We start from the raw sequence: 26492 nt of genomic DNA on the forward strand, positions 1-26492 counted from the left end.
TTTTAATAGCTGCTTGCGCTTATCCATTGCGCGCAAACGGCCATTTTGACCACGATTTTGGGCCCTGTCCCGTCAGTTCTTCCAGGGCAGCTCGCGCGCCGGGCCTTGGATGACCGGGGCCTGCGCATTCAGGGTTTCGCCCGCCAGCACGCGCTCGTACATGCGCAGGTAGTTGCGCGCCATGCGCTCGGCGCCAAAGTGCTCCACCACATGCTGGTGGCAGGCGCGGGCATCAAAGCGGTTGTTGCGCACCGCCTCGGCCAGCACGGCTGCTTCGGCCGACAGCACGCCGCAGTGCAGGGGCACCAGCTCGGGCAGCGCCCCGTAAGGCGTGGAGAACACCGGGCAGCCGAAGTACAGGCTCTCGATCACCGCCAGCCCGAAAGGCTCGTGCCAGCGCACGGGAAAGATCAGCCCGCGCGAGGCGTTGAGCAGGCCCGTCTTCTGCGTGCCGCCCACCATGCCGTGGAAGTGGATCTTGCGCGACAGCGTCCAGCGGAAGCCGCGCTTGAAGTTGATGCGGTCGCCGCCCAGCACGTCCAGCTCCACGCCCGCGAGCTTGGCCACCTTGATGGCGCCGCGCACGTTCTTCACGCCCCAGGCCGCCTTGCCCAGGAAGTGGTAACGCAAGCGCGGCAGGCTGAAATCGACCGGGCCGTAGCCCGACCAGTCCAGCCCGTTGTAGACGAACTCGCTGGAGCCATACCGCGCCGCATGGTCGCGCGAGAGGAACACGGTGTTGCGCGGCAGCGGCTTGGGCTTGCGCGCATTGCCATGTTCGGTCACCAGGTAAGGCTTGGCCAGCTCGGTGCGCGGGTTGAACTGGAAGTGGGTGATGTCCACGTCGGCCGGGATCTGGCCCTCCCAGGGTTCGTCGGGCCGGATGGGCAGCACCTGGCCAAAGTCGCAGGTGGAGCCCTCGGGCACCAGGTAGCTCACACGGTGGCCCTGCTGCACCAGGGTCTTGCCCAGGTCCCAGATCACGCGCTCTGTGCCGCCGTAGCCGTAGACGGGGATGGGGGAGTTGTTGACCAGCAGGATGTGCATGGGGAGTATCTCTCTCAGGAGTCTGTGGCGCTCAGTACCGCCCGCAACGATGCAGACCGAAGGAGCCAGCCCAGTGCGGCCGAGCAATGGCCGCCCCGCAGCGAGGGCTGCGTCCCCCTCCCGACTTGCAGCGCAAGGCGAGAGAGGGGGAAGGCGCGAAGCGACTCAGGGGGTGCTTCATCTAGACCGGACGGGGGCAGCCCAGGCGGGCGCGGCGCTGGTGCAGCGCCGCCAGCACCAGGGGGCACATGAACAGGTAGAACATGTTGCCGCTGTTGTGGGCCAGAAACACCTGCGTGAGGCCAAAGCCGATGTACGACAGCGGCAGCATCACGCCTACCAGGCACAGCGACAGGGCTTCGCGGTCCATCTTGCCCTGGGCATCGCGGATGCGCTGCGCCGTGGGCCAGAACATCGCCAGCGGAATGCCATAAAAAACCATCAGCAGCAGCACGCCGGGCAGGCCGCGCTTGACGAACAGGTCCAGCACCTCATTGTGGGCATGGCTGAACTCCAGGACGATGGGGTGGGCCTGGCCGGCCGCCACGCGGCGTTTCTTCTCGGCCTCATAGCCCGCTCGGCCCCATCCGGTGAGCGGGCGGTCCCAGCCCATGTCCCAAGCCAGACGCCAGTGGGCCAGCCGGTGGCCCACCGAGTTGCGGCCTTCGCCGTGTTCCTTGTAGCCCTGCACTTCCAGCCTCGCCTCGTCCACGCGCTGCTCCACGGCGGGCACCTGCGACATGATGGCGGCCACCACGGCCAGCCCACACAGGCCCCAATACACACGCCGCTGCCCGGTGGTGTGCACCAGCAGCCAGGCGCACACGGGCACCAGCAGCACCAGGGCCAGCCAGCCCCCGCGGGATTGGGACAGCAGAGAGCCCGTGACACCCAGCGCCACGGCCGCGAGCAGCAGCGCCCGCTGCCAGGCGACCCAGCGCCGCCACTGCACCACCAACAGCAAGCCGCTCATCACGGCCAGCAACATGCTCAGGTTGCCGTACTGAATCGCGTTGGTGTAGCCGTTGGCACGCGGCAGGTGCATCCAGAAAACCTGGTAGAGGGACACCAGACCGCTGCCCACAGCGCCCACGGCGATACCCATCCACAGCCAGGATGCCCGTGGCTCGAACACCATCAGGTAGAAGATGCACGGCAAGGCGAGCAGGTACTTGAGTGGCCGGTCCATGCTGCCCCAGCCCCAGGTGGGGCCGATGTCCAGCATCCACACCGCGGCCATGCAGGCAAAGGCCGCCGAGAGCCACCAGGCCACGCGTGGCGCAGGCTGGCGCCCCCATGCCGGCGCACTGGTCAGCGCCGCCAGCAGCAGCAGCACGGCGCCGTACGAGTAGCCTGAAGGCAGCCACAGCGCCAGGCCCGGCACCAGAAACGCGCCGATGCTGGCGCAGCGCCGAAACCACTTGTGGCGCACATTCTGGTGTTGAAGCTGCTGCTCCACCGCCGCCATCAGCGCACCACCCTGCCCGTCAGGCTGTCGCGGTCATAGTGCAACGCGGCATAGCGGAAGAAGCCTTCCAGCGCCACGAAGAAGCAATACAGAAACCCGGCTCCGCCACACAGAAAACCCAGGCGAAAGAAGTACAGCCGCACAAACATCGACGTGCCTGAAGCCAGCCCACGCAGCACTCCGCCGCGCTTGCCGTCCTCGGCCCGCTTGGCGGCGCCCAGCATCACGTACTGGGTGAGCTTTTCCAGGCTGCCGCGCACGGTCGTGCGCGAGTAGTGCAGCAGCCGCGCGCGGATCAGGCGGCGCGGCACCGGGGCGCCGCCGGGCTGGGGGTGCAGCTCGGCCTGCTCGTGCACCACGCCGGTGTACTGCGCCACCATGCTGCGCACGAACAGCCGCTCGATCTGCGACTGCGCGCGGAAGTACTTCAGCTCATGCCCGTAGGCCACCATGCGCCAGCGGATGGACCACACGGCCCGCTCGCCCGAGCGCACGATGGCCTGCAATTCCTGCGCAAACGCGGGTGTCATCACTTCGTCTGCATCGAGAAAGAAGATGTAGTCGCCGCGCGCATGGGCCAGCAGCCGGTTGCGCTGCACGGCAAAGCCCTGCCAGTCAGGGTGGCTGTGGACTTCGGCACCCAGGCGCCGGGCGATGGCAACCGTGGCGTCGGTGCTGCCGCTGTCCACCACCAGCAGTTGGTCGGCAAAGGCGGCGCTCTTCAGGCAGGCTTCAATGCGGTGCGCCTCGTTGTGGGTCAGCACCGCCACGGTCAACGTGGGCAGCGCCGCTGCGCCGCCGGTTGCAACTGGCATCAACCAATCAATCGGTGGGTCAACCGGTCAGTGCCCGGCGTGGACATGTTCGCCCGCTTTCAGGCGATAGACGGTGCCGCAGTACGGGCACTTGGCCTCGCCCGTGCGGGCCACGTCCAGGTACACCTTGGGGTGGGTGTTCCAGATTTTCATGTCGGCCTTGGGGCTGGGGCAAAAAACGCCGCCCTGGGCATTCAGGTCCTTGGCCAGGAGTTCTACGGTAGCTTGGGACATGTTCTTCAGACCTTGCTCAGCCAGTGGGCGTACTTGGGATTGCGGCCGTTCACGATGTCGAAGAAGGCGCTCTGGATTTTTTCGGTGATCGGACCGCGCGAACCGCTGCCCAGCTCGATGCGGTCGAGTTCGCGGATGGGCGTGACTTCAGCGGCCGTGCCGGTGAAGAAGGCTTCGTCGGCGATGTATACCTCGTCGCGCGTGATGCGCTTCTGGACGATCTCCAGGCCCAGATCCTTGGCGATGTGGAACACCGTGTTGCGGGTGATGCCGTTGAGCGCGCCGGCCGACAGGTCGGGCGTGTAGATCACGCCGTTCTTGATCACAAAGATGTTCTCGCCCGCGCCCTCGGACACGAAGCCGGAGCTGTCGAGCAGCAGGGCTTCGTCGTAGCCGTCGTCCAGCGCTTCCATATTGGCCAGGATGGAGTTGGTGTAGTTGCTCACCGCCTTGGCCTGCGTCATGGTGATGTTGACGTGGTGGCGCGTATAGCTGCTGGTCTTCACGCGAATGCCGCGCTTCATGCCCTCTTCGCCCAGATACGCGCCCCAGGCCCAGGCGGCGACCATCAGATGGATCTGGTTGCCCTTGGGGGAAACACCCAGCTTTTGCGAGCCGATCCAGGTCAACGGGCGCAGGTAGCAGGATTCGAGCTTGTTCTCGCGCACCACGGCCTTTTGGGCCTCGTTAACTTCTTCCTTGGTGAACGGGATCTTCATGCGCAGGATCTTGGCGCTGTTGAAGAGGCGGTCGGTGTGCTCTTCCAGGCGGAAGATCGCCGTGCCGTCAGCCGTCTTGTACGCGCGCACGCCTTCGAAGGCGCCGCAGCCGTAGTGCAGGGTGTGGGTCAGTACGTGGATCTTGGCATCGCGCCAGTCAACCATCTGGCCATCCATCCAGATCTTGCCGTCACGGTCGGCCATCGAGGGAACTACGGGGCTCATGGGGGTCCTTTTATTGCTGGAAGGTCGCAAACCCGCGATTTTACGGGCCCGCCGGAGGCGATCCGGCGTCCTGCGCCTCCTCGGCGGCGGGTGCGGGTCGCGCCAGCCCCCACTTCACCAGCTTGCCGTGGCGGAATTCGCAGGTCACGGTTGACTCTGTTCCGTCCTTCCAGCGGTACACCTCGGCGTCGGCGTTCGGCTCGGACAGCTGCTCGCCCAGCGACTGGGTCATGGCCACCACGTGCATCAGATTGACCCCGGGGCGCAGCCGCGCGTTGAGCATGACGGCGCTGCCCACATAGCCCATCGGCCGGTTGGCAGCCTTCCTCATCACGTTCATGAGCCGCGTGAAATGCAGCAGCCCCCACATGACCACGCCGCCTGCCACGGCGGCCACACCCGGCCAGCCGTAAGCGTTGAAACCAAAAACCACCAGGGCCACCAGCCCCAGGGGCACGAGGATATTGCGCAGATTCATGGGGGGAGATTGTCTTACGGGCTCATACGTCTGAAGCTGTGGGCATTGCTTACAGTCCCCGCACCACGTTCATGGCTTCTTCCACCCGCTCCACGGCGTGGATGGTGAGGCCTTCGATGGGTTTTTTGGGCGCGTTGGCTTTGGGCACCACGGCCACGCTGAAGCCCAGCTTCGCAGCCTCCTTCAGGCGCTCTTGCCCGCGTGGTGCGGGGCGCACCTCGCCCGCCAGGCCCACTTCGCCAAACGCAATGAAGCCCCGGGGCAGCGGTTTGCCGCGAAGACTGCTGGTGATCGACAACATCACGGCCAGGTCGGCCGCGGGTTCGCTGATGCGCACCCCGCCCACGGCGTTCACAAACACATCCTGGTCCATGCAGGCCACACCCGCGTGGCGGTGCAGCACGGCCAGCAGCATGGCCAGGCGGTCCTTGTCCAGGCCCACACTCAAGCGTCGGGGGCTGGGGCCGCCGCTGTCCACCAGGGCCTGGATTTCCACCAGCAGGGGTCGCGTACCCTCCAGCGTCACCATCACACAGCTGCCCGGCACGGGCTCGGTGTGCTGGGAGAGGAAGATGGCGCTGGGGTTGCTCACGCCTTTGAGACCCTTTTCGGTCATCGCAAACACGCCGATCTCGTTGACGGCGCCAAAGCGGTTCTTGATGGCGCGCACCAGGCGGAACTGGCTGTGTGTGTCGCCTTCGAAGTACAGCACCGTGTCCACCATGTGCTCCAGCACACGCGGGCCGGCCAGCGCGCCCTCCTTGGTCACATGGCCCACCAGGATGACCGCGATGCCCGTGCCCTTGGCCATGCGCGTGAGGTGCGCCGCGCATTCACGCACCTGGGCGACCGAGCCCGGTGCGCTGGTGAGCTGGTCGGAGTACGTGGTCTGGATGGAGTCGATGACGACCACGGCCGGTTGGGTAGCGTCCACCGTCGCCAGAATCTTTTCCAGCTGGATTTCGGCCAGCAGCTGCACTTGGCTGCCCTCGATGCCCAGCCGGCGCGAGCGCAACGCCACCTGGGCGCCGCTCTCCTCACCCGTCACATACAGGGTCGGCAGTCCCACGCGCTGCAGGGCGTCCATGGCCTGCAGCAGCAGGGTGGATTTGCCAATGCCCGGGTCGCCCCCGATGAGCACCACGCCGCCCTCCACAATGCCGCCGCCCAGCACGCGGTCCAGCTCGTCAATGCCGCTGGGGGTGCGGGCCACGTCCTGGGCCTCGATGGCCGCCAGCGGCAGGACGGGCTGCGCGTTGACCAAACCCGCATAGCCTTGCGGCGCGCTCAGGCGGTTCTTGCCCGGCCCGGCCTCGGCCACCTGCTCGATCAGCGTGTTCCAGGCGCCGCAGGCCGGGCATTTGCCCAGCCAGCGCGGGCTGGTGCCGCCGCATTCGGTGCAGGTGAACGTGGTTTTTTCTTTGGCCATGGTGGGTGGGGGTGGGCGGACTCAAAAGCGGGGCAGCCGACTATAGCGGCCACGTCCACTCGGCTTGGCCACAGCCCGTACGATGGCGGGCTGGGCAACGCCGCACGGAGTTCAGATTGCAGACACCCACCAACCGCTTCAAACAGGCCATGGCCCAGGGCCAGGCGCAAATCGGCCTCTGGCTCGGGCTGGCCAACGCCTACAGCGCAGAGATCCTCGCGGGCACCGGCTACGACTGGCTGCTGGTCGATGGCGAGCACGCGCCCAACGACCTGCGCTCCATGCTCCACCAGCTGCAGGCCATCGCCAGTGCCGCCAGCGCCCTGCCGCCGGGCACGCCCGCGCCCCACCCCATCGTGCGGGTGTCGGTGGGCGAGACGGCGCTCATCAAGCAGGTGCTGGAGCTGGGCGCGCAGACCGTGCTGGTGCCCATGGTGGACACGCCGGCGCAGGCGCAGCAGCTGGCGCGCGCCATGCGCTACCCGCCGGAGGGCGTGCGCGGCATGGGCAGCCCGCTGGCCCGGTCTTCGCGCTGGCAGGCCTACCCCCGCTATGTGCACGAGGCCAACCAGCAGGTGTGCCTGCTGGTGCAGGCCGAGACGGTGGAGGCCATGGCCAACCTCGATGCGATTGCCGCCACCCCCGGCGTGGACGGCGTGTTCATCGGCCCCGCCGATTTGTCCGCGTCGATGGGCCACCCGGGCAACCCGGGGCACCCCGATGTGCAGGCCGCCATCCACGACGGCATCGCGCGCATACTGCGCGCGGGCAAGGCCCCGGGCATCCTTGCCACCACCGAATCGCAGGCGCGCCAGTGGCTGGCAGCAGGCGCGCTGTTTGTGGCCGTGGGCGTGGACACCATGCTGCTGGTGAGCGCTGCGCAGGATCTCCTGGCACGCTATCGCGGCGCGACCGACGCCGCCCCCACCCAGCCCGCAGGCTACTGAGCTTTTTTCCTTTCAGACCCAAGGACAGACATTCATGAAAGCATGTATTTACGGCGCCGGCGCCATCGGCGGCTGGCTGGGCGTGGCCCTGGCGCAAGCAGGCCATACCGTCAGCATGGCGGCGCGCGGTGACACGCTGCGCGCCCTCCAGGCCGATGGCTTGCGCCTGCGCCGCCCCGACGGCACGCTGGCGCAGGTGGCCGTCACGGCCCACAACGACCCGGCAGCCCTGGGCGTGCAGGACCTGGTGGTGGTCGCCGTCAAGGCCCCGGGCCTGCCTGACGTGGCGCGTGCCATGGCACCGCTGATCGGACCCGACACCATCGTGCTCACCGCCATGAACGGCGTGCCGTGGTGGTTTCTCGACGGCTTTGGTGGCGCGGCAAAGGGCCATGCCCTCGAATCCGTGGACGCGGGCGGCGTCATTGCCAAAGCCATCCCCACGCGGAACGTGGTGGGCAGCGTGGTGCACACCAGCTGCTCGCTCGAGGCACCGGGCTTTGTCAAACAGCACTTCGGCAACCGCCTGATCGTTGGCGAGCCTGACGGCAGCCGCAGCCAGCGCCTGCAGGCACTGGCCGACACGCTGCAGCGCGGCGGCATCGATGTGGAGGTGAGCGGCTGCATCCAGAAGGACATCTGGTTCAAGCTCTGGGGCAACCTGACCATGAACCCCATCAGCGCGCTCACCGGCGCCACCACCGACCGCATCCTGGACGACGACCTGGTGCGCGGCTTTGTCAGCGCGGTGATGCTGGAGGCCAAGGCCATCGGCGAAAAGCTGGGCCTGCCGATTGACCAGCAGCCCGAAGACCGCCACGCCGTCACGCGCAAGCTAGGCGCGTTCAAGACCTCGATGCTGCAGGACGTGGAAGCGAACAAACCCATGGAGATCGACGCCCTGGTGGGCGCCGTGCGCGAGCTGGGCCAGATCACCGCCATGCCCACCCCGCACACCGACGCGCTGCTGGGCCTGGTGCGCCTGATGGCGCGCACGCGCGGCCTGTACTAAAAACTTCAAGCCAAAAAGGCCGTCTGCGCTCAACCCTATTGCCTTATAAGCTACATATTTAATAGCAACTTAACCATGACCACACTCACGCTGTATTACACCCCCGGCACCTGCGCGCAGGCCGTGCGCATCGCTTTGGAAGAAGCGGGCGCTGCCTACGAACTGGTCCGCGTGGACTTCGCCGCAGGCCAGCAGCGCACGCCCGAATACCTGGCCGTGAACCCCAAGGGCCGCGTGCCCGCGCTGGCCACGCCGCAGGGCACGCTGACCGAAACCCCGGCCCTGCTGGCCTTTGTGGCGCAGAGTTTTCCTGCAGCCCGCCTGGCCCCGGCCGACGCCCACGGCTTTGCGCGCCTGCAGGAGTTCCACAGCTACCTCGCGTCCACCGTGCACATTGCCCACGCCCACCGCCCCCGCGCCAGCCGCTGGGCCGACGAGCCCGAGGCCCAGGCCGCGATGCAGCGCAAGGTGCCGCAAAACATGACGGAGTGCTTCAACCTCATCGAAAGCCACTACCTGCCGCAGGCGGAACAGGGCCCCTGGGTGATGGGAGAGCAATACACGGTGGCTGACGGCTACCTGTTCACCATCGGCACGTGGCTGAAGAGCGATGGCGTGGACATAACCCAGTTCCCGAAGGTGTTCGCGCACACGCAGCGCATGCTGCAGCGGCCTGCGGTGCAGCGCGCACTGGCCTGATACGCAGCCAGCGGACGTAAAAAAGCCCCGGTGCTTCTGATTGGAAGCACCGGGGCTTTTTGCTGGCGACGGCGATCAATTCACCTTCAGATACCGCCAGTCGATGCGGTTGTCCGCGCGGTGGATGATCTCCACCTTCTTCGCCCCCGCCCACGGGATCACCTGGTTGTACAGCGGGATGTGCGACACCAGCTCATGCTCCTTGATCAGCGCCTGCTCGATCAGGCCGTTGCGCGTGGCGGTGTCCGTTTCCTTCTTCACGCGCTCGATCAGCGCATCCATCTGCGGGTCGGAGAAGCGGCCCAGGTTGAAGTTGCCATCCCCGCCCGCGCCAGGTGAGCGCACCAGCGACTGCAGGCTGTAGAAAGCGTCGAACGTGGGCACACCCCAGCCCAGCAGGTAGATGCTGGCTTCGTTGCGCTGGATCATCGGGAAGTAGGTGGCAAACGGCAGCGAGCGCAGCTTGGCCTTCACGCCCACCTTGGCCCAGTGCGCGGTGATGGCCTGGCACAGCTGCTCGTCGTTGATGTAGCGACCCGCGCTGCACGCAAAGTCCACCTCAAACCCGTTGGGGTAGCCCGCGTCCGCCAGCAGCTTTTGCGCGGCCTTGGGGTCGTAGGGGTAGCGCACATCGGCCTTCTTGGTCCAGCCGTTCACCTGGTTCGCGATCAGCGTGCCGGTGGGCTGGGCCAGCCCGCGCAGCACCACGCGCTGGATGGACTGGATGTCGATGGCCTGGTACAGCGCCTTGCGCACGCGCAGGTCCTTCAGCGGGTTCTTACCCTTCACGTCCGAGCTGGGCAGTTCGTCGCGGAACTGGTCCAGGCCCAGGAAGATGGTGCGGTACTCCGGCCCTTCGAGCACCTGCAGGTTGGGCGTCTGCTTGATGCGCGCCAGATCTTGCAGGCTGGGGTCGATCACGAAGTCCACCTCACCCGACAACAGCGCCGCCGTGCGCGTGGCATCGGCCTTGATGGGGGTGTAGATGATCTCGGTCAGGTTGGTGGGGTACTTGCCCTTGCCCCACCAGTGCGGGTTGGGCTCCAGCACCACGCGCTGGTCGGGCGTCCACTGCTTGAGCTGGTAGGGGCCAGTGCCCAGCGCGTTGCGGTGGGCAAAGGTTTCGTCCTTGGTCTTGATGTCCTTGGGCTCCGCTGACTTGTTCTTCTCGGCCCATGCCTTGCTCATGATGCGCAGCTCGGTGAGCTGGTTCACCAGCACGGGGTTGGGCAGGTCGGAGTGGATGTCGATGGTGTAGGCATCGATTTTCTCGACCCGGTCGATGCCCTGCGTGTAGACGGCGAAGTTGGAAGTCTTGGCCTTGGCTCGCTCCAGCGAGAACTTGGCATCCTCGGCCGTGAACTCGCTGCCGTCGCTGAACTTCACGCCGCGGCGCAGCGTGAGGCGCAGCTGCGTGGGCTTGATGAGCTTCCACTCGGTGGCGAGCGACGGCTCGGGCTTGAAGGTCTTGCTGTTGTATTCCACCAGCGTGTCGTACACCGCGCCGTGCATGGTGTTGTTCACGCCCACGTTCTGGGTGTGGATGTCCCAGGTGGAAATGTCCACCGAGCGGGACCAGCGGAAGGTCTTGGCCTGTGCGGCCAGGGGCAGGGCCGCAACAACGGCAGCGGCGAGCAGAAGGTGTTTGAAGCGCATGGAGGGGAAGATAGGCAGAAACGCCAGAAAAATGCTGAATCGCCGCACTATCCCCCAAGCGGCACCCCAAGGGAACGAACTTATCGTTCTTAGCTTAGAGCCATCACCCCCGCCAGCACCAGCATGGTGGCGGCCGTCACCCCGTCCAGCACCCGCCACGCCGCCGGGCTCGCAAACAGCGGCGCCAGCCAACGGGCACCCAGGCCGATCAACAAGAACCACAGCGCGCTGGCCAGCGAGCCCCCGGCCGCAAACAGCGCACGCCCCCACGCCGGGTAGGGCGTGGCCATGGTGCCCAGCAGCACCACGGTGTCCAGGTAGACATGCGGGTTGAGCCAGGTGAGCGCCGCCACAGTGGCTAGCGTGGTGCGCAGGCTGGTGCCGGGGCCGCTGGTGGCGACCACCAACTGGCCCGGGCGCAGCGCCCGCGCGGCCGTTTGTGCCGCATACATCAGCAGGAACAGCGCACCCGCCCAACGCATGAACTGCGCCCATTCAGGCCGCGCCAGCAGCACGCCACCCATGCCCCACACGCCCACCTGCAGCAGCACCGCGTCCGACAGCGCACACACCAGCACCACGGGCAGCACATGCTCGCGCCGCAGGCCCTGGCGCAGCACGAAAGCGTTTTGCGCGCCAATGGCCATGATGAGCATGGCGGTGGAAGTGAAACCGTGAACGAAGGCAGTGGAGACCATGGGCACGGATTCTGGCCAAGCGCATGCGTTGACGCCAGCTATACTTTTTAACGATCCGTCAGAATGGCTAACCACCTATGCAACTCGACTCCGCCCAGCTCAACGCCTTTGCCACGGTGATCGATGAGGGCAGCTTCGAGCGGGCGGCGGCCGTGCTGCATGTCACACGCTCGGCGGTTTCGCAGCGCATCAAGCTGCTGGAAGAGCGTGTGGGCCAGGTGCTGGTGCGCCGCGCCACGCCCTGCACGCCCACCGAGGCGGGCCAGGCGCTGTACCGCCATGCGCGCGAGGTGGCGCTGAGCGAGGCCGACGCGCTGGCCACCATTGGCGGCGGGCAGCACAGCACCACGCGGCTGGCGATTGGGGTGAATGCCGACTCGCTGGCCACCTGGTTCCCCCACGCCATGGCGCAGGCGGCCGAGGGGCAGGCCATCACCTTCGACATCCACGTGGAAGACCAGGACCATTCGGCCAACCTGCTGCGCGAGGGCCGCGTGATGGCCGCGGTGACGGCCGATCCGCAGCCCGTGCAGGGTTGCCAGGTGCTGCCGCTGGGCACGCTGCGCTACCGCGCGCTGGCCACCCCGGCCTTCATGCAGCGGCACTTTGCCCAAGGGGTGAATGCCGCCACGCTGGCGCAGGCGCCCATGCTCGTGTTCAACCGCAAGGATGCGCTGCAGGCGCGTTTCGTGAGCCGCGTCACGCGCCGCAAACTGGCGCCACCCGTGCATTGGCTGCCCGAGGCGCATGCCTTCGTGAAAGCCACCCGCGCCAGCCTGGGCTGGGGCATGACGCCCGACCCACTGGTCGAGGATGACCTGAAGACTGGTGCCCTGGTCGAGCTGATTGCGAACAAGCCCGTGGATGTGCCGCTTTACTGGCAATGCTGGCGCCTGAATGTGCAGGCGTTGCAGCACATGACGCAGGCAGTGCAGAAGGCGGCGGCGCTGACGCTTCTGCGCTGAAAGAAAGGCGGCGAGTGAAGCCGCGAGCGCCAGTTACGCGGCGTTCGCCAGGTCCTCGTGGTGGTCTGCCGCCCCGCGCTTCCAGTAGGCGGAGATGCGCATGCGCTTCGGGTCCACACCTGGCTTGGCCAGCACGGCACGGCGCACGGCGGCCATGTCGCTGTGTTCGCCAGCGGCCCAAACAAAGCCCGCGCCGGTGGGGAGTGTCAACGCCTCCACGGCGGCAGGCAGCGCGCTCACCCATTGCAGATCCACCTGCGCTGCGCTCGCCAACACCCGCTGGTCGGCCGGGTTGCTCAGCTGGATGCGCACGGTGGCCACCGCGCTGGCGGGCAGCTCGGCCAGGCGGCGGGCGATGGCGGGCAGCGCGGTTTCGTCGCCCAGCAGCCAGTGCCAGTCAAACCCGGTGGGCACGACCATGCTGCCGCGCGGCCCGGCAATGCCCACCCATTGGCCGACGGTGGCGCTGGCGGCCCAGTCGGTGGCGGGGCCGGCTTCGTGCAGGGCCACTTCAATGTCCAGCTCGCCCGCTGCCGCGTCAAAGCGCGCGGGCGTGTAGTCGCGCAGCACGGGGCGCGGGCCGTCAAACACGGGGCGGCCGTCCTGCAGAGTGGGCAAGGTGGGGCGGTCCTGCCCGGGCGAGGGAAGGATGAGCTTGAGATGGTCGTCGAACCCGGCGCTCACAAATCCCGTGAACTCGGGGCCGGCCAGGGTCAGCCGCACAAAGCCGGGGCTGACCTGAGTGCGGCGCACCACCTGGAGGTGGCGGCCCTGCAACGGGTGGCGAATGCGCTCGACGGCCAGCGACGCTGCAGGCGAGGAGGTGGCGGTTGTGGCGTGAAGGGGTAGCGGTGCGTTCATGGTCTAAAATGTTGATTTAATCAACCAAATCATCCGCCAACAAGTTGATTTTGTCAACCGATTGGCAAAACACCCCACATGCCACCCCGCAGCCCCACGCCCGATGTCTTTGAAGCCATGCACGACCTGATGCATGCGTACCGTGCGCACATGGTGCGGGCCATGGCGGCCGTGCACCCGGACCTCACCCTCAACGAAGTGCGCGCGCTGAACTTTGTGGGCCGCCACCCTGGCGCCACGCAGAAGGAGCTGGTGGCGCACAACGGTGCCGACAAAGCGCAGGTGGCGCGCATGGTGGGCATGCTGCAGGACAAGGGCTGGCTGCAGAGCGCGCCCAACGCCGAGGACAAGCGCAGCCGCTGCCTCGCCCTGAGCACTGACGGCCAAGCGGTGTTCAAGGCGCTGCGGGCGTCGCGCCAAGCGCTGTCGGCGTCGCTGCTGCAGAACTGTGATGGCGACACCCAGGCCCAGCTGCTGGCCTTGCTCGGGCGCCTGCGCGCCAATCTGGATGCGCTGGGCCAGCCTGATCACTGCGGTCATGGCCACCACCACCGCCACACATCACCGCCGCGCTGAGCGCCTCAACGGCGCGCCTGCGGCAGGCCCAACAGGGGCCGCAGCCAAGCCACGCGCCGCACCACCGCCGTGATACCCCAGCACACGGCCACCGTGCCTGCCAGCAGTGCCAGCGGCTCCAGCACCGGGCCGAGCCGTGCGGGGGCCAGCGCTACCGCCAGCGCGATGATGGCCGTCTGGTGCAGCAGGTACCACGGGTAGACCGATTCGTTGGCCCAGCGCAGCCATGGCCAGGGGCGGTTGAGCCGGTGGTGCGCCCAGCCCAGGATGGCGAGAAGCGCGGCCCACAGGTACCCATCTGCCACCCAGCGCAGCGGCAGGCGCGCCTGCGGCCGCACGCCAAGGTGCTGCGCCAGGGCCAGCCCGCCCAGGTACAGCGCCAGCAGCGCCGCAGCCAGGCCCAGGGTGTGCCAGCGCAGGCGCACCAGTTCGGCCCACAGCGGAGGGTTGAGCCCCATCCAGTAGCCGTAGACAAACACCGTGAAGTACACGGCGTGTAGCCACGCGTCGTGTACCAGGTCGTGCGTGGGCGGGAAGTGGGGCCAGAGCAGGGCCGAGTACAGCAGCAGCGGCAGCACGGGGACCCCCACCAGCGCGGCCCCCCGCAGGCCGGTGAAGGCGGCGCGCACGCGGCGCCCGGCGGCGGATTCGGCCAGAGGAAGCAGCAGTGCCAACACGGTCGTGTACACCCACAGGTAGGCCAGGTACCACAGGTGGTTCCAGGTGACGCCGGCCTCCCACCCGTCAAACGTGCCGGGGGGCCAGCTGCTGCCGGCGTAGTAGCGCAGCAAGAATGCGCCCAGACCGGGCTCGATGAGGCCGTTGGCCACGCCCTGCGCGTAGGGCTGGTAGGGCACCACCACCGCCATGCCAAAGGCCAGGGGCAGCAGCAGGCGGAGGCTGCGCGCGCGGATGAGCCCGGGCACGGTATGCCCGCGGCGCACCAGGCCGAAGGCCAGGCCCGACACCAGAAACACCAGGTCCATGCGCCAGAGGTTGACCGCGCGCATGGGCGCCTGCAGCCAGTCGGCGGCGTGCGGGCTCTTGATGTGCCAGTGCCAGTCGGCCACGTAGTACATGGCCACGTGGTAGACGATGACCAGCGCAAAGGCCAGGGCGCGCAATGCGTCCACGTCATGGCGGCGGGGCGTGTGGGTGGCACCAGCTGCGGGCGCGGCTGTGGACGCGAAAGGGGCAAGGCGGGCGGCTGATGGCATGGCAGGGCTTGGCGATGGCGGTGCGTGCAATGGTCCCGCTGCCCGCCCCACCCGTGCCCCGCTGTGGGACGGCCCCGCATGCACAGGGGACGAGCGGCGGCCCGCGGGGACGAGCCGCCTGTGGCACCGGCCCAGCGCGCCTGCCTACACTCGGCACCCATGACCGCCCGCACCCCTGCGCCCGCAGCCGACTGGATCGACCGCTACCCCCACGACCGCGCCCTGCGCCGCCGGGCCGAAGTGGGGTTCTGGGCCTTTGTGCTGGCGGTGCAGGTGGTCTTCAATACGGTCGTGACCTGGATCGACTTGCGCGGCGCAGGCCGGCTGCTGACCGTGTGGGAGCCGCTGTGGTGGGAGGTCTCCAGCGCACTGGTGGTGGCGGCGCTGATCCCTGCCGTGATCGCGTTCGAGCGGCGTTTTGTGCTGCGCCGGGGCACGCTGCGGCGCCACCTGCCCTGGCATGTGCTGGCCACCGTGGCGTACTGCACTGTGCACCTGGGCGGCATGCTGGCGCTGCGGCACGCGGGCTACGCCGCCCTGGGCCAGAACTACCAGCCCGCCGGCTGGTGGGCGCAGTGGGGTTATGAGTACCTGAAGGACGTGCGCAGCTACGCGCTGACAGTGAGCGCGCTGGTGGCCTACCGCTTCTTGCTGCTGCGCCTGCAGGGCGAAGCCCGGGTGCTGGACGCGCCGGAGCCGCCCGCCGTGCAACCCGCAATGCAACCAGCAAACACGCCCACCGATGCGCCCACTGCTCCGCTGGATCCGCAGCCGCAGCCGCTGCCCGCACCCACCGCGCCGTCCGCCCCCCCGCCCCGGCCGGAGCGCTTTCTGGTGCGCAAGCTGCGGCGCGAGTTTCTGATTGCGGCCCAGGACATTGCCTGGCTGCAGGCCGAGGCCAACTACGTGGGCCTGCACGTGCACGGGCATGACTACCTGCTGCGCTCCACCCTCACGGACTTCCTCACCCAGCTGGACCCCGCGCGCTTTGTCCGCGTGCACCGCAGCTATGCCGTCAACCTGGACGCCATTGCCGAGATCGAGCCTCTGGACAGCGGCGACGCCCGCCTGCGCATGAAGGACGGCAGCACCGTGCCCTGCAGCCGGCGCTACCGCAGCGCTCTCACGGGCAGCGCAGGCATTGGTTGATCGGCACAAATTACCCGGAATACAAGCAAAAGTGCTGCTAGCGCTTACTGAGCAAGCGCTAGCAGCTATCAATTTGATACTAAATCACTCAAACACCTTGCAGCACACGCACCGCCTGCGGCAGGGACTGCACGCCCGGCAGGAAGTGGTCGATGCTGGCGCCCAGCAGCACCGCGCAGATCAGCGCGCCCAGCAGGGGCTTCCACGTCAGGCGCACGGCGGCGGTGAGCCAGCCTTCGCGCTCCACGCCCACGGCGGCGCGCGCCGTGGCCACCGAGAACGCCAGCTCCACCGCCACGGTCAGCAGCACGTCCCAGCCAAAAAACAGCATGGCCAGCGAGCCCGCGCCCAGCACCAGTGCAGCGCCGATGAGGAAGATGGCGACCACCGGCACCACCACCACCGCGCCTTCGTCCGCACTGCCCACGGCCTCGGCCGCGCCACTGGCCAGGTCGCCCAGGGCGCTGCCGGCGCCGTCTGCCACGCCCGCTCCAAAGTCGCCTGAGGCCCCGCCACCGCCAAAGTCGCCCCCGCCGCTGCGCGGCACGGGTAGCCGCCCACCACCGCCAGACGTGTTGCCGCCGGGCCAGGACCAGTCGGGCAGGTCCAGATCGCCCCCACTGTCGTCCGTGCGGTCCTTGCGCCGCACCAGCCGCGCCGCCCAGGCGCGCAGCACCAGCAGATACGCCAGGTAGCCCACCGACAGCGTGACCAGGTAGCGCAGCGCCAGGGTGTCCACGCCCAGCAGCATCTGCAGGTGCGAGGTGCACCACATCAGCAATAGCGTGAAGCTGCCAATCAGCAGGCCGTGCCAGCGCAGGCTGTAGCGCTGCCGCAGCGTGCGCGCCACCGTGGCGTGGTGGGGCATGCGCACCGAGCGCCAGTTGGAAGTGGTGGATTTTTTCTTGCGCTGGCGGGATACGGTCATGGGCAACGGCGGGCGACGAGTGGGTGGCGAAATCGGCAGGCAGCCAATGAAAGCGCGCTGGCTGCGGCGCCGCGCCATTTCACCCCAGTTTGGCGCGGCAGTGCCTCGGAGGTGGCGCCGCGCCTGCCGGCGGGTGTGAAATGTTGGGCAGTTCAGCCGACCGCGTCACCCCCCAAACCCCGCACGCCGCGCCCCTCCGCGCGTCTGTGTGAGTGTTCAGCGCTCAGCGCTCGCCGTCCACCGTCACCGGCACACGCTGGGCCAGGGCCGTGAGCAATTCCCAGCTCACGGTGCCGGCCGCGCTGGCCACTTCGTCCACGCCCAGCACGGCGCCGTTGCTGGCCTGGCCCCACAGCGTGACCTCGCTGCCAAAACCCACAGGCGCACCTGCGGCGATCAGCGGCGTGAGGTCCACTGTCACCATGTCCATGCTGACGCGCCCCACCAGCCGCGTGCGGATGCCGTTGACCAGCACGGGCGTGCCGGTGTCGCAATGGCGCGGATAGCCATCGGCATAGCCGCAGGCTGCCACGCCAATGGTGAGTGGGCCGTCGGCCGTGAAGCGCGAGCCATAGCCCACGGTATCGCCAGCCTGCAGCTGCTGCGTGGCGATCAGTCGGGTGGCCAGCGTCATCGTGGGGCGCATGCCCCAGTGGCCGGCGTCGTGTTCAGGGAAGTCCGGCGCACTGCCATACAGCGCAATGCCCGCACGCACCCAGTCGGCGCGCACGCGCTCGTCGGTGGCGTGGCGCAGCGTGGCTGCGCTGTTGCTCAGCGTGCGTTCGCCGGGCAGGTCCTGCGCGGCGGCGTTGAAGGTGGCCATCTGGTGCGCCACGCCGCGGGGGCCGTCCGCGTCGCTGAAGTGGGTCATGAAAGAGATCTCGTCCACCTGCGGCAGCGCATTGAGCCGCGCCCAGGCCGCGCGAAAACGCTGCGGCGCAAAGCCCAGTCGGTTCATGCCCGAATTCATCTTGAGGAACACGCGGTGCGGCACCTGCGTCTTGTGCGCGGCCAGCATGTCGATCTGCTCGTCGCAGTGCACGGCATGCCACAGACCCAGGCGCGAGCACAGTTCCAGATCGCGCGCCTCGAACACGCCTTCCAGCAGCAGGATGGGGCCGCGCCAGCCCAGGTGGCGCACGCGCTCGGCCTCGGCCAGGTCGAGCAACGCAAACCCGTCGGCACCGCGCAGCCCTTCGTAGGCCCGCTCGATGCCGTGGCCGTACGCATTGGCCTTGACCACGGCCCACACCTTGGCATCGGGCACCGCCCTGCGCACGCGCTCCAGGTTGTGGTGCAGTGCGGCGGTGTGAATGGTGGCGTGGATGGGACGGGGCATGGATGGCTTCGCGTGAAATGAGGGGCAATGACCAGGGGGAATACGCGAAGGATTCTGGCACTGCGGCCGTTTATCCGCGTGATATAACCGCCTGTCCCTCGCTACGATTCCTCACATTTACCGGACATCAGCTCAACTGATGCACCCCACAGCCATTCGATGAAGCGCGGTTTTTACACCATCATGTCGGCGCAGTTTTTCAGCTCGCTGGCCGACAACGCACTTTTCGTGACCGCTGTGGAACTCCTGCGCACCGGGGGCGCCCCCGAGTGGCAGCGCGCGGCGCTGGTGCCCATGTTCGCGCTGTTCTACGTGGTGCTGGCCCCGTTTGTGGGTGCGTTTGCCGACGCCCTGCCCAAGGGCAAAGTCATGTTCATCAGCAATGCCATCAAGGTAGTGGGCTGCCTGATGATGCTGTTCGGCTCGCACCCGCTCATTGCCTACGCGGTGGTGGGGCTCGGCGCGGCAGCGTACTCGCCTGCCAAGTACGGCATCCTGACCGAACTGCTCCCGGCCTCGCAGCTGGTTAAGGCCAACGGCTGGATCGAAGGACTCACCATCGCCTCCATCATCCTGGGCGTGCTGCTGGGCGGGCAACTGGTCGGCGTCACCATCTCGACGGCCTTGTTGTCCATCGACCTGCCGTTTGTGGACACGGGCATCGACTCGGCGCCCCAGGCGGCCATTGCGGCGCTCATCCTGGTGTATGTCATTGCGGCGTGGTTCAACACCCGCATCCCGCACACCGGCGTGGAGATGCGCCCCATGCGCCACGACCCTGAGCGCAGCGTGCTGTCCAACGCGCTGGCGCTCGTGCCCGACTTTTGGATCTGCAACCGCCGCCTGTGGAACGACCGCCTGGGCCAGATCTCGCTGTCTACCACCACGCTGTTCTGGGGCGTGTCCGGCAACCTGCGCTACATCGTGCTGGCATGGGCCGCAGCAGCGCTGAGCTACAGCACCACGCAGGCCTCGGCCCTGGTGGGGGTGGTGGCCATCGGCACGGCGGTGGGGGCGGTGGTGGCGTCCATGCGCATGCGGCTGGACATGGCCACGCGCGTGATGCCGCTGGGCATTGCCATGGGGCTGCTCGTCATCCTGATGAACTTCATCAGCAACGTGTGGGTGGCCGTGCCGTTCCTCATCCTGCTGGGCGGGCTGGGCGGATTTTTGGTGGTGCCCATGAACGCGCTGCTGCAGCACCGCGGCCACAACCTGATGGGCGCAGGCCGCTCCATTGCCGTGCAGAACTTCAACGAGCAGGCCTGCATCCTGGGCCTGGGCGCGTTCTACAGCCTGTCCACCAAGTTCGGCCTCTCCGCCTTTGGCGCCATCACCGCGTTTGGCGTGGTGGTGGCCGGCATCATGTGGATCATCCAGCGCTGGCACGCGCACAACTGCGTGCACCACCGCGAAGAGGTGGAGCACCTGCTGCAGATTGCGCGGCACGATACGCACCACTAAGAACCTGTTCAAGATCTTTTCGGGGATCGCATTGGAGTGCAATCGGGACGAGTGGATGCTTCGGATGCGCCGCATGGGCTCATGCCCATGCAAGCAGCCGAGGCGTCCAATCGCCCGATTTCACTCCAACCCTTCGGGCAAGTGCCTTGCCGGGCGGTCTGCGGCGTTGCGGCGCTTGCCAATAGCCGGGCTATTGGCTGCGCACCGCGCCTGGCATCCCATCCCGGCAAGGTACTTGTGCGACCCCGAAAAGATCTTGAACAGGTTCTAAAGCCCCCCTGAGCGGCTGCGCCGCATCCCCCACGGGGGGACGCACCCGGTGGTGTGGCAGAGCCAGTTCCACGGGTGCACTGGTCTTGGGACGTGCCAGTTTCTACCGCTGCGCCCTGGAATCGTCGATAAGTAACTATATTTTTGATAGCTACCAGCGCTTATTCATCAAGCGCTGCAGCCACTTTTTTGCTTGTAATGCAATCCCCTCTGCCTTTTGCTGCCCTGCTGTTCAACGCGTTCGTGTGGGGGCTGGCGTGGTGGCCCTTTCAGCACATGCACCAGGCGGGGCTGCATCCGCTGTGGGCCACGGCGTTCATGTATGCGGTGGTGCTGCTGGCGTTGCTGGCGTGGCGACCGGGCTTGCTGGCGCAGGTGCGGGCGCATCCGCAGTTGTGGCTGCTGGCGTTGGCCTCGGGGCTGAACAATGTGGCGTTCAACTGGGCGGTGACGATTGGCGACGTGGTGCGCGTGATCCTGTTGTTCTATTTGATGCCCGCCTGGGCGGTGCTGCTGGCCTGGCGGGTGCTAGGCGAGCGCCCCACGGCGTCCGCCCTGCTGCGGCTGGCGCTGGCATTTGCAGGCGTGGTGCTGGTGCTGCTGCCGGCGGGCGCGCCCGCGTCGCGGCTGCTGCACCACCTCAGCCTGGCCGACGGGCTGGCCCTGCTGGGCGGCTTCATGTTTGCGCTGACCAACGTGACACTGCGCCGCCTGCACGCGGTGCCGGGCCCGGCGCGCATGCTCACCATGTTTGGCGGCTGCATGCTGATGGCGCTGGCCGTGGCCAGCGTGGGGCTGCAAGCGGGCGTGGTGGAGCCTGTGCCAGCCCCCAACAGCACCTGGGTAGTCACTGGCCTGCTGCTGGCAGGCGTGCTCATGCTGGGCAACTGGGCGCTGCAGTTCGGTGCCGCGCGGCTGGCGGCGGGCACCACGGCGCTGGTGATGCTGTCGGAGGTGATGTTCGCCAGCGTGTCGTCCGCCTTGCTGGGCGCCGCCACGCTCACGCCGCGCACCGTTCTGGGAGGCGCGCTGATCCTGCTGGCGTCCCTGCTGGCAGCGCTGCAGTTTCGCCGGCCAGCCGTTGCGCCGCACTGAACGAACTACCATGGGCAACTTCCACTTAGAGGAGCTTCTTCCATGCCCGACAGCATCTACGACTTTGAAGCCCAGCAGATGAACGGCCAGACCGTGCCGCTGGCGCAGTACCGCGGCAAGGTGCTGCTGATCGTGAACACCGCCAGCGCCTGCGGCTTCACGCCTCAGTTCGGGGGCCTGGAAGAACTGCACAAGCAGTACGCCGACCAGGGCCTGGTGGTGCTGGGCTTTCCGTGCAACCAGTTCGGCAGCCAGGACCCAGGCAGCAACGATGAGATCGCCAGCTTCTGCCAGCTGAACTACGGCGTGAGCTTTCCGATGATGGCCAAGATCGACGTCAACGGCGCCAACGCCACTCCGCTCTACAAATGGCTCACCGCAGAAGCCCCCGGCCTGCTCGGCAGCAAGGCCATCAAGTGGAACTTCACCAAGTTTTTGGTGGGCAAGGACGGCCAGGTCATCCGCCGCTACGCGCCGCAGGATGCGCCCAAGAAGCTGGCCGGAGACATCGAAGCGGCATTGCGCTGACCGCCCGCTTTTCTTCCAGACTTTTCCCACCACCGTCCACACCTGCGGATGTATCGCGCCGCAATGAACTGTTCTCTTTTGTTAAAGGCACTACAAGCAGTTGCCAAAACAGGCAGTTGAAGCGGAAGTGACAAAAACTGCGGCGACACTCCCGGCCACTGCAGGGTGACGCGAGATCACCCTCTCGTTCACCTTGACGCCGGGGGGATTCCTTTGACTTTGACACCTGCCACGCGGGCCCTGTGGCTCGCGCCCTTGCTGGCCAGCGCAGCCCTGCCTGCACTGGCCCGCAGCGACTTCATCCAGCTGCGCCCCGCTCACTGCGAGGCCGTGGGCAGCACCGCCCCACTCCCCGCTGAACTCGAACCCTACCGCCCCGCCGTCAGGGCCTGCCCTTTGGTGCGGCCGGCGCGGCCGTCGCAGCCCGCCCAGGTGCGCCTGCTCAGCGTCTTCACTGAGGAATACTACAAAGACCTGCCCGCCAACGCACCCTGGCAGAACTTTCCCCTGCCCGTGCTGGTGGACACCGCAGGCCGCTGCGTGGGCCGCTTGCCGCACCTGTTTCCCGTAGACCCGCCGCAAGAGCTCATCGTGCGCGCCGGCCAATGGCGCAACGGCATCCCGCATGAATTGCGCCTGCAGGTCCTGTCGCCCGCCGTCAGCGGCAACTACACCCTGCCCACACTGCGCTGGCAGACCAAGGCGCAGGCCTACCAGCCCGTGACATCCACTGCTTACAACACGCCATCCACCGCACCCGCCAAGGACAAGACACCGTGCCCGTAGACGCCAACTCCGTCAGCAAACTCAAACAGGCCTGCGATGCCGCGTATGCCCTGCACCCCAACTCGTGCAGCCACGCGGTGTGGCACGTCATCAAGCAGTATTTGCCCAGCCAGCCCTGGATGAATGCCAACTCCCTCATCGAACACCTGCGCGGCCAGGCGCACTGGAAGGTGGTGCCCTCCGGCCAAGTGGGCCAACTCGCACGGGACGGCGTGCTGGTGGTGGGCGGCAAGACCGAGTCCGGGAACGGACACGTCATCGTGGTCTACCCCGGCGCCGACATGCCGGCGGGTGGCTACAGCTACACCAAGAACGGCAAGCAGGAGACCCTGCGCACGCGCGGCAGCTACGCCCCAGCCATGTCCACCTCATTGGGCTCCTGGCCTGGCGCGATGAGCAAGGGCGACAAGACCATCTGGGACCCTTGGGCAAACGATGCGAAGTTCGCGCAGGTCACGTTCTGGCAGCTGTCCCAGTAGCCGGACGCTATCGCTCGCTGGCACGACTGCCCGCTCGCCTCCGCAACCTTCATCACCCACCTCAAGCAGCTCACCATGCTCAAACCTCTTGCCCTGTCGCTGATTCTGTCCGTCGCTGCCATGTTGTCGACAGGGTGCGCCAGAACATCCACAACCCCTTCCGACCAAACTGCCGCCGCTACCACGGCCCCGCCATCCGTGGAAGTCGCTCCCACACCTGCAGAGGCACCGCCGCCACAACCTGCAACCCCACCGCAGCGCCTGCCTGACGATGGAATCGTTGCCGAGTTCAGCCCCACGCAGGTCGCGCTCTCTGAGGACACATTGGCACTGCTGGCTCGGCTTGCGCAAACACGGGCCGACGATGAACGCCTGGAAATCACCGGCTACTGCCACCGCAAGGACGCCCCCGTAGACGCTCGCGACATCGCGCTCAAGCGCGCGATGGCTGTGCGCAAGGAACTCCTGCGTCTGGGGGTGCCTGCCAAGACGATCCGGGTGAAGTACAGCACCACCCAGGCACTGCATGCCGTAAGGATCGTGGCGAAGTGAATGGCGGCGGCTCGAACGGCCCACCGCTGCTCGGCCACACGCCACCCACCGTGCACTCTTCTGAAGGCACTTTTTGTAGAGCACTCTTGTGCCGTTTTGACTTGATTTATTTGGAGCTCAGATGACCAACGCAAACAACAACATCTCTCAACTTGATACCAGTCTGAGTGAAAAGTGGAAGTTCCGGTTCGATTTCTTCGAAAAGTATGGTGTGCCAGGTCTCGGCGCTCCCAGTCCGGAGTTTCAGGCGGCGCTCAAGCAGCTGCATTGGACGGATCGACTCAAAGTTGCCGTCAACTTCTACGCCTTCTTCTTCTCTTTTATCTACCTCTTTGTGCTGGGCCTGTGGCGCCAGGCGATCATGTTGATCAGCGCTGCACTCGCCCTTGGCGTCATCGGCGGCATCCTGGGCCTGCCGGACAGCGTGATGAACGGCGTCGGCTTCGGATTGACCATGTTGTGTGGCCTCCGCGCGAATGCGCTGTACTACCAGAAGAAGGTTCAGGGGCGCGAAGACTGGCGGCTGTGAACGGCGTCGCTGGCATGCGCAAGCACAGGTTGGCGTGGGCCCTAACGCTGACTCTGGGTTGGCTTGGTTTTTCGACTGCGGCATGGGCGGCGGAAACCGTCCGCCTGCCTAGTGGGGTTGTGCTGCTGGCGGACCTGCCATTGCAGCCAATGCCTGCGACCGATTTGCACGGCACAGGTTTGACGTCTGCATTTAAAGGGCGCGTCAACGATGACACGGAATTCGCCCTGGCGGAGGTTGAACTGCCGTGGCACTTGTCGTGGGTCCTTCGACTTTTTCCAGAACTCTCCATGGAGTTTGGAGAAGAACACATCCTGGCCGGTCTGCACAAGCATCTCGGCTTGGGAGAAGCCGACTTCGTCACCACTACGCTCGTGCAGAGATCGGGGTTCCCAGGCGTATTCATGCAGGTAGGCCGATCATCAGCACTCAGCCCATCGAGTGGGACTGACCACCGAGCGACCACCTTGCGTGGCGCACAACAAGCCGCAGGCTACGTGTTTCTCATCGACGGGCGTCTCGCCTTCGCAGCCTGCTGGAGCCCAAGCGATCTCCAAGCACTGCCCCTCGACGTGTTCGATGCCATGCAGATGCCCTACGAACGCGAGCAAGGAAGCGCCGAAGCGCAGTTTCGCGTGGTGTGCGTCGGCGCAGGGGTGCTGATACTGGTTGCGCTTGGTCTGGTGGTGGCCTGCATTGTGGTGATTGACAAGACTCTGCGCAGGCGCAAGTTGAAGCGCGTGCAGCGCAGTTGAGCCCCGCAGGAACTCTACTGTTGCTGCGCTCTTAAGCATGGGCGTCAGGCTGACTGGCGAAATCCCACTGCTGAGAGCCTGGCGGTCTCAGTGGTCGCGGTTTCGTCTCTACCAGCCCGCCTTTCTTGCCGCCTTTCTGACCGGTGCGGGAGCTACACGCCTCGCGAAAAAGGGAGGACCCGTGGGGTTGCTGGCGCGCCACTCTGGTCTGTGCGCAATGTTGGACCGGCCTCCCGCGCAGCCCTGTCGGAGTTGGTGGGTCGTTGGTCTCCGTCGCCACCGACATTCTGGGTGTTTTTGGGTTCAGGGCTTATCTATTCTGCGCTGATAGCTATGGATTTTGATGTTCGCTACAGCTGCACGTCCTCCACGCTGACCGTCACGCACATTCCGTTCCCTCTCCTTCGGCATCCCGCTTGACGCACAGCGTGGGGCTCGTCTCAAGCTCGCAAAGACAGTTGCGGGGGTGCTGCTGGCCTCGGCTTTCCTGCAGCAGCCGCACGCCTTCCCAAGTTAACACGGTGGTGCCAAAGCCGTCTGTCTTGGCGATGCGCCTGCCCAAGGCGTCGTATTGGTAGCTGAAGACCTGGCTTTGGGGTTGGCCGTTTTTGCCTGCGCGCACTACCGCCACCTGGATCAGTTGGTGCTGGTGGTTGTAGCGGTAGTGCTGTTCGGTGTGGCTGCCTATGCGTTTTCTGATCAGGCGGCCAAAGCCGTCGTAGTACCAACTGCCATCCGTTCCTAGACCGGTCCTACTCCCAGGGCATGGACATCCATTGAGGATGTTAACTTCTGCTTTAGTGACAGCAAAATATGCTCATAACTCAAGAACTGGATTTTAATTTTTTTAGCAGATTTCTAAGAACGTTTTGTTGCAGAACAAGGGTGCTAGAAATATCTCTATCCTTAGATATTTCCTGCATTCTTCGAATAAGCAGATTACTAGCCGCCATTAGAGATTGACAAAACCCCATAAAATCCACATCTTGAATCAGAGTAGTCTCTAAATTCTCACGGAGCTCAACATGAAAATTACCATTATTATCCACCACAATTTCGAATGAAAATCCCCCATCCATAAATCTAAATATAGAACTCCCCCCATATTTTATCAAACTTGCTGCGCTATTCATCCACCATTCAAGAACAATTTCGGCAAAATCATCCCAGCCATACTCTGGAAAATAGCGATCACAGTCGTATTGCAAGTAAAGACGAGCAAATACACTTTTAGACAACTTACTCTCCGAAAATCGAACCGAGTCTTCCTCCAAAATGACCACCATATCGTTCAATTCTTTGGATAAGCAGTTTCAATTATTCTAGTTCTCGTATTGACCCACATCTCAATTGTCTTCCCTCCAGATTTCCCTTGAACAAGCACTCGCTCACCTTGCGTTTGAAGCCTCTTCCCATTTCCATAAGCCTCTTTAACAGATCGTTCAATTTGTCTAGCAGGCTGCTGAAATACCTCTCGCAGTCCCTCCGCCGCTGAGACACAGCCACGACAATCAAGGCCCCCGACCACAAGACAAGCCATCCATGCGCGGAGCCGACACCTTCACCGAGAGC

General features: G+C 65.9%; 29 protein-coding genes. 15 read left to right on the forward strand and 14 right to left on the reverse strand.

Annotated elements, in window-relative coordinates; translation table 11 throughout:
* Positions 1 to 72: 72 nt before the first annotated feature.
* From ACK4HJ_RS18230 to radA, 7 genes are all read right to left on the reverse strand, one after another.
* A complete protein-coding gene (locus ACK4HJ_RS18230; protein ID WP_409834195.1) occupies positions 73 to 1047 on the reverse strand; it encodes a glycosyltransferase in 975 nt (324 codons plus the stop codon).
* A gap of 181 nt (positions 1048 to 1228) precedes the next feature.
* Complete coding sequence (locus tag ACK4HJ_RS18235) at positions 1229 to 2479, reverse strand: O-antigen ligase family protein (protein ID WP_409834197.1); 1251 nt, start codon at positions 2477 to 2479, stop codon at positions 1229 to 1231.
* A 35-nt stretch (positions 2480 to 2514) separates the two neighbouring features.
* Positions 2515 to 3330 (reverse strand): glycosyltransferase family 2 protein, encoded by an 816-nt coding sequence (locus ACK4HJ_RS18240; protein WP_409834199.1) that lies wholly within the window; start codon positions 3328 to 3330, stop codon positions 2515 to 2517.
* 27 nt (positions 3331 to 3357) lie between these two features.
* Positions 3358 to 3564 carry a zinc-finger domain-containing protein gene (locus tag ACK4HJ_RS18245; protein ID WP_291506764.1) on the reverse strand — a complete coding sequence of 69 codons (207 nt, stop codon included), beginning with the start codon at positions 3562 to 3564 and terminating at the stop codon, positions 3358 to 3360.
* A 5-nt stretch (positions 3565 to 3569) separates the two neighbouring features.
* Entirely contained in the window at positions 3570 to 4508 is a 939-nt protein-coding gene (locus tag ACK4HJ_RS18250; protein WP_409834201.1) for a branched-chain amino acid transaminase, read from the reverse strand.
* Between the two features lie 40 nt (positions 4509 to 4548).
* Positions 4549 to 4986 (reverse strand): glycerate kinase, encoded by a 438-nt coding sequence (locus tag ACK4HJ_RS18255; RefSeq protein ID WP_409834203.1) that lies wholly within the window; start codon positions 4984 to 4986, stop codon positions 4549 to 4551.
* A 49-nt stretch (positions 4987 to 5035) separates the two neighbouring features.
* A complete protein-coding gene (radA, locus tag ACK4HJ_RS18260) occupies positions 5036 to 6415 on the reverse strand; it encodes a DNA repair protein RadA (RefSeq protein ID WP_409834205.1) in 1380 nt (459 codons plus the stop codon).
* Positions 6416 to 6531: 116 nt separating this feature from the next.
* On the opposite strand from radA, the gene ACK4HJ_RS18265 reads away from it, so the two are divergent.
* The 3 genes from ACK4HJ_RS18265 to ACK4HJ_RS18275 all read left to right on the forward strand — a co-directional run bounded on the left by ACK4HJ_RS18265 (position 6532) and on the right by ACK4HJ_RS18275 (position 9073).
* Positions 6532 to 7362 (forward strand): aldolase/citrate lyase family protein, encoded by an 831-nt coding sequence (locus ACK4HJ_RS18265; protein WP_409834207.1) that lies wholly within the window; start codon positions 6532 to 6534, stop codon positions 7360 to 7362.
* 34 nt (positions 7363 to 7396) lie between these two features.
* A complete protein-coding gene (locus ACK4HJ_RS18270) occupies positions 7397 to 8374 on the forward strand; it encodes a 2-dehydropantoate 2-reductase (RefSeq protein WP_409834208.1) in 978 nt (325 codons plus the stop codon).
* A 75-nt stretch (positions 8375 to 8449) separates the two neighbouring features.
* Positions 8450 to 9073: a glutathione S-transferase family protein gene (locus tag ACK4HJ_RS18275; RefSeq protein WP_409834210.1), complete on the forward strand. Its 624-nt coding sequence runs from the start codon at positions 8450 to 8452 to the stop codon at positions 9071 to 9073.
* 75 nt (positions 9074 to 9148) lie between these two features.
* Here ACK4HJ_RS18275 and ACK4HJ_RS18280 read toward each other — a convergent pair whose 3' ends face one another.
* On the reverse strand, positions 9149 to 10729 hold the full coding sequence (locus tag ACK4HJ_RS18280; RefSeq protein ID WP_409834212.1) for an ABC transporter substrate-binding protein: 1581 nt from the start codon (positions 10727 to 10729) through the stop codon (positions 9149 to 9151).
* An 89-nt stretch (positions 10730 to 10818) separates the two neighbouring features.
* Positions 10819 to 11427, reverse strand: a complete 609-nt coding sequence (locus ACK4HJ_RS18285; RefSeq protein WP_409834214.1) for a LysE/ArgO family amino acid transporter — start codon at positions 11425 to 11427, stop codon at positions 10819 to 10821.
* Positions 11428 to 11504: 77 nt separating this feature from the next.
* Between ACK4HJ_RS18285 and ACK4HJ_RS18290 the strand changes: the two genes are divergently transcribed.
* Entirely contained in the window at positions 11505 to 12392 is an 888-nt protein-coding gene (locus tag ACK4HJ_RS18290; protein WP_409834216.1) for a LysR family transcriptional regulator ArgP, read from the forward strand.
* Between the two features lie 33 nt (positions 12393 to 12425).
* Here ACK4HJ_RS18290 and ACK4HJ_RS18295 read toward each other — a convergent pair whose 3' ends face one another.
* Positions 12426 to 13253 (reverse strand): siderophore-interacting protein, encoded by an 828-nt coding sequence (locus tag ACK4HJ_RS18295; protein WP_409834218.1) that lies wholly within the window; start codon positions 13251 to 13253, stop codon positions 12426 to 12428.
* Between the two features lie 78 nt (positions 13254 to 13331).
* Between ACK4HJ_RS18295 and ACK4HJ_RS18300 the strand changes: the two genes are divergently transcribed.
* Complete coding sequence (locus ACK4HJ_RS18300) at positions 13332 to 13829, forward strand: MarR family winged helix-turn-helix transcriptional regulator (protein ID WP_409834220.1); 498 nt, start codon at positions 13332 to 13334, stop codon at positions 13827 to 13829.
* Between the two features lie 5 nt (positions 13830 to 13834).
* Here ACK4HJ_RS18300 and ACK4HJ_RS18305 read toward each other — a convergent pair whose 3' ends face one another.
* Complete coding sequence (locus tag ACK4HJ_RS18305; RefSeq protein ID WP_409834222.1) at positions 13835 to 15046, reverse strand: acyltransferase family protein; 1212 nt, start codon at positions 15044 to 15046, stop codon at positions 13835 to 13837.
* 159 nt (positions 15047 to 15205) lie between these two features.
* Between ACK4HJ_RS18305 and ACK4HJ_RS18310 the strand changes: the two genes are divergently transcribed.
* Positions 15206 to 16195, forward strand: coding sequence for a LytTR family transcriptional regulator DNA-binding domain-containing protein (locus tag ACK4HJ_RS18310; RefSeq protein ID WP_409834224.1), 990 nt, complete (start codon positions 15206 to 15208; stop codon positions 16193 to 16195).
* An 88-nt stretch (positions 16196 to 16283) separates the two neighbouring features.
* On the opposite strand, the gene ACK4HJ_RS18315 is transcribed toward ACK4HJ_RS18310, so the two are convergent.
* Positions 16284 to 17123 carry a hypothetical protein gene (locus ACK4HJ_RS18315; protein ID WP_409834226.1) on the reverse strand — a complete coding sequence of 280 codons (840 nt, stop codon included), beginning with the start codon at positions 17121 to 17123 and terminating at the stop codon, positions 16284 to 16286.
* A 223-nt stretch (positions 17124 to 17346) separates the two neighbouring features.
* Positions 17347 to 18462, reverse strand: coding sequence for an alanine racemase (alr, locus tag ACK4HJ_RS18320; protein WP_409834228.1), 1116 nt, complete (start codon positions 18460 to 18462; stop codon positions 17347 to 17349).
* 159 nt (positions 18463 to 18621) lie between these two features.
* On the opposite strand from alr, the gene lplT reads away from it, so the two are divergent.
* From lplT to ACK4HJ_RS18365, 9 genes are all read left to right on the forward strand, one after another.
* On the forward strand, positions 18622 to 19926 hold the full coding sequence (gene lplT / locus ACK4HJ_RS18325) for a lysophospholipid transporter LplT (protein ID WP_409834230.1): 1305 nt from the start codon (positions 18622 to 18624) through the stop codon (positions 19924 to 19926).
* A gap of 468 nt (positions 19927 to 20394) precedes the next feature.
* Positions 20395 to 21291 (forward strand): DMT family transporter, encoded by an 897-nt coding sequence (locus ACK4HJ_RS18330; protein ID WP_409834231.1) that lies wholly within the window; start codon positions 20395 to 20397, stop codon positions 21289 to 21291.
* Positions 21292 to 21333: 42 nt separating this feature from the next.
* The gene (locus ACK4HJ_RS18335) at positions 21334 to 21819 is read left to right on the forward strand and encodes a glutathione peroxidase (RefSeq protein WP_409834233.1); all 486 of its coding nucleotides are present in this window, start codon (positions 21334 to 21336) and stop codon (positions 21817 to 21819) included.
* 213 nt (positions 21820 to 22032) lie between these two features.
* A complete protein-coding gene (locus ACK4HJ_RS18340; RefSeq protein WP_409834235.1) occupies positions 22033 to 22605 on the forward strand; it encodes a hypothetical protein in 573 nt (190 codons plus the stop codon).
* Entirely contained in the window at positions 22596 to 23084 is a 489-nt protein-coding gene (locus tag ACK4HJ_RS18345; RefSeq protein WP_409834237.1) for a hypothetical protein, read from the forward strand. The genes ACK4HJ_RS18340 and ACK4HJ_RS18345 overlap by 10 nt, the downstream gene beginning before the upstream one ends.
* A gap of 75 nt (positions 23085 to 23159) precedes the next feature.
* Complete coding sequence (locus tag ACK4HJ_RS18350; protein ID WP_409834239.1) at positions 23160 to 23636, forward strand: OmpA family protein; 477 nt, start codon at positions 23160 to 23162, stop codon at positions 23634 to 23636.
* Between the two features lie 121 nt (positions 23637 to 23757).
* Positions 23758 to 24165 (forward strand): DUF2628 domain-containing protein, encoded by a 408-nt coding sequence (locus ACK4HJ_RS18355; RefSeq protein ID WP_409834241.1) that lies wholly within the window; start codon positions 23758 to 23760, stop codon positions 24163 to 24165.
* Complete coding sequence (locus tag ACK4HJ_RS18360) at positions 24162 to 24920, forward strand: hypothetical protein (RefSeq protein ID WP_409834243.1); 759 nt, start codon at positions 24162 to 24164, stop codon at positions 24918 to 24920. Before ACK4HJ_RS18355 ends, ACK4HJ_RS18360 begins: the two co-directional genes overlap by 4 nt.
* A 571-nt stretch (positions 24921 to 25491) precedes the next feature.
* Positions 25492 to 25665, forward strand: a complete 174-nt coding sequence (locus ACK4HJ_RS18365) for a hypothetical protein (RefSeq protein WP_409834245.1) — start codon at positions 25492 to 25494, stop codon at positions 25663 to 25665.
* A gap of 79 nt (positions 25666 to 25744) precedes the next feature.
* Here the strand turns inward: ACK4HJ_RS18365 and ACK4HJ_RS18370 are convergent, their stop codons facing one another.
* Positions 25745 to 26206, reverse strand: coding sequence for a hypothetical protein (locus ACK4HJ_RS18370; protein ID WP_409834246.1), 462 nt, complete (start codon positions 26204 to 26206; stop codon positions 25745 to 25747).
* Positions 26207 to 26492 lie beyond the last annotated feature (286 nt).

This window comes from Acidovorax sp. (assembly GCF_046294525.1).
In the GTDB taxonomy this organism is placed as follows: domain Bacteria; phylum Pseudomonadota; class Gammaproteobacteria; order Burkholderiales; family Burkholderiaceae_C; genus Acidovorax.

What these genes read in the sequence shown, in the direction of transcription:
- ACK4HJ_RS18230 (WP_409834195.1), bottom strand. Translation starts at nt 1,047, where the DNA reads ATGCACATCCTGCTGGTCAACAACTCCCCCATCCCCGTCTACGGCTAC.
- ACK4HJ_RS18240 (WP_409834199.1), bottom strand. Translation starts at nt 3,330, where the DNA reads ATGCCAGTTGCAACCGGCGGCGCAGCGGCGCTGCCCACGTTGACCGTG.
- ACK4HJ_RS18245 (WP_291506764.1), bottom strand. Translation starts at nt 3,564, where the DNA reads ATGTCCCAAGCTACCGTAGAACTCCTGGCCAAGGACCTGAATGCCCAG.
- ACK4HJ_RS18250 (WP_409834201.1), bottom strand. Translation starts at nt 4,508, where the DNA reads ATGAGCCCCGTAGTTCCCTCGATGGCCGACCGTGACGGCAAGATCTGG.
- ACK4HJ_RS18255 (WP_409834203.1), bottom strand. Translation starts at nt 4,986, where the DNA reads ATGAATCTGCGCAATATCCTCGTGCCCCTGGGGCTGGTGGCCCTGGTG.
- radA (WP_409834205.1), bottom strand. Translation starts at nt 6,415, where the DNA reads ATGGCCAAAGAAAAAACCACGTTCACCTGCACCGAATGCGGCGGCACC.
- ACK4HJ_RS18270 (WP_409834208.1), top strand. Translation starts at nt 7,397, where the DNA reads ATGAAAGCATGTATTTACGGCGCCGGCGCCATCGGCGGCTGGCTGGGC.
- ACK4HJ_RS18275 (WP_409834210.1), top strand. Translation starts at nt 8,450, where the DNA reads ATGACCACACTCACGCTGTATTACACCCCCGGCACCTGCGCGCAGGCC.
- ACK4HJ_RS18280 (WP_409834212.1), bottom strand. Translation starts at nt 10,729, where the DNA reads ATGCGCTTCAAACACCTTCTGCTCGCCGCTGCCGTTGTTGCGGCCCTG.
- ACK4HJ_RS18285 (WP_409834214.1), bottom strand. Translation starts at nt 11,427, where the DNA reads ATGGTCTCCACTGCCTTCGTTCACGGTTTCACTTCCACCGCCATGCTC.
- ACK4HJ_RS18290 (WP_409834216.1), top strand. Translation starts at nt 11,505, where the DNA reads ATGCAACTCGACTCCGCCCAGCTCAACGCCTTTGCCACGGTGATCGAT.
- ACK4HJ_RS18295 (WP_409834218.1), bottom strand. Translation starts at nt 13,253, where the DNA reads ATGAACGCACCGCTACCCCTTCACGCCACAACCGCCACCTCCTCGCCT.
- ACK4HJ_RS18300 (WP_409834220.1), top strand. Translation starts at nt 13,332, where the DNA reads ATGCCACCCCGCAGCCCCACGCCCGATGTCTTTGAAGCCATGCACGAC.
- ACK4HJ_RS18305 (WP_409834222.1), bottom strand. Translation starts at nt 15,046, where the DNA reads ATGCCATCAGCCGCCCGCCTTGCCCCTTTCGCGTCCACAGCCGCGCCC.
- ACK4HJ_RS18310 (WP_409834224.1), top strand. Translation starts at nt 15,206, where the DNA reads ATGACCGCCCGCACCCCTGCGCCCGCAGCCGACTGGATCGACCGCTAC.
- ACK4HJ_RS18315 (WP_409834226.1), bottom strand. Translation starts at nt 17,123, where the DNA reads ATGACCGTATCCCGCCAGCGCAAGAAAAAATCCACCACTTCCAACTGG.
- alr (WP_409834228.1), bottom strand. Translation starts at nt 18,462, where the DNA reads ATGCCCCGTCCCATCCACGCCACCATTCACACCGCCGCACTGCACCAC.
- lplT (WP_409834230.1), top strand. Translation starts at nt 18,622, where the DNA reads ATGAAGCGCGGTTTTTACACCATCATGTCGGCGCAGTTTTTCAGCTCG.
- ACK4HJ_RS18330 (WP_409834231.1), top strand. Translation starts at nt 20,395, where the DNA reads ATGCAATCCCCTCTGCCTTTTGCTGCCCTGCTGTTCAACGCGTTCGTG.
- ACK4HJ_RS18335 (WP_409834233.1), top strand. Translation starts at nt 21,334, where the DNA reads ATGCCCGACAGCATCTACGACTTTGAAGCCCAGCAGATGAACGGCCAG.
- ACK4HJ_RS18350 (WP_409834239.1), top strand. Translation starts at nt 23,160, where the DNA reads ATGCTCAAACCTCTTGCCCTGTCGCTGATTCTGTCCGTCGCTGCCATG.
- ACK4HJ_RS18355 (WP_409834241.1), top strand. Translation starts at nt 23,758, where the DNA reads ATGACCAACGCAAACAACAACATCTCTCAACTTGATACCAGTCTGAGT.
- ACK4HJ_RS18370 (WP_409834246.1), bottom strand. Translation starts at nt 26,206, where the DNA reads ATGGTGGTCATTTTGGAGGAAGACTCGGTTCGATTTTCGGAGAGTAAG.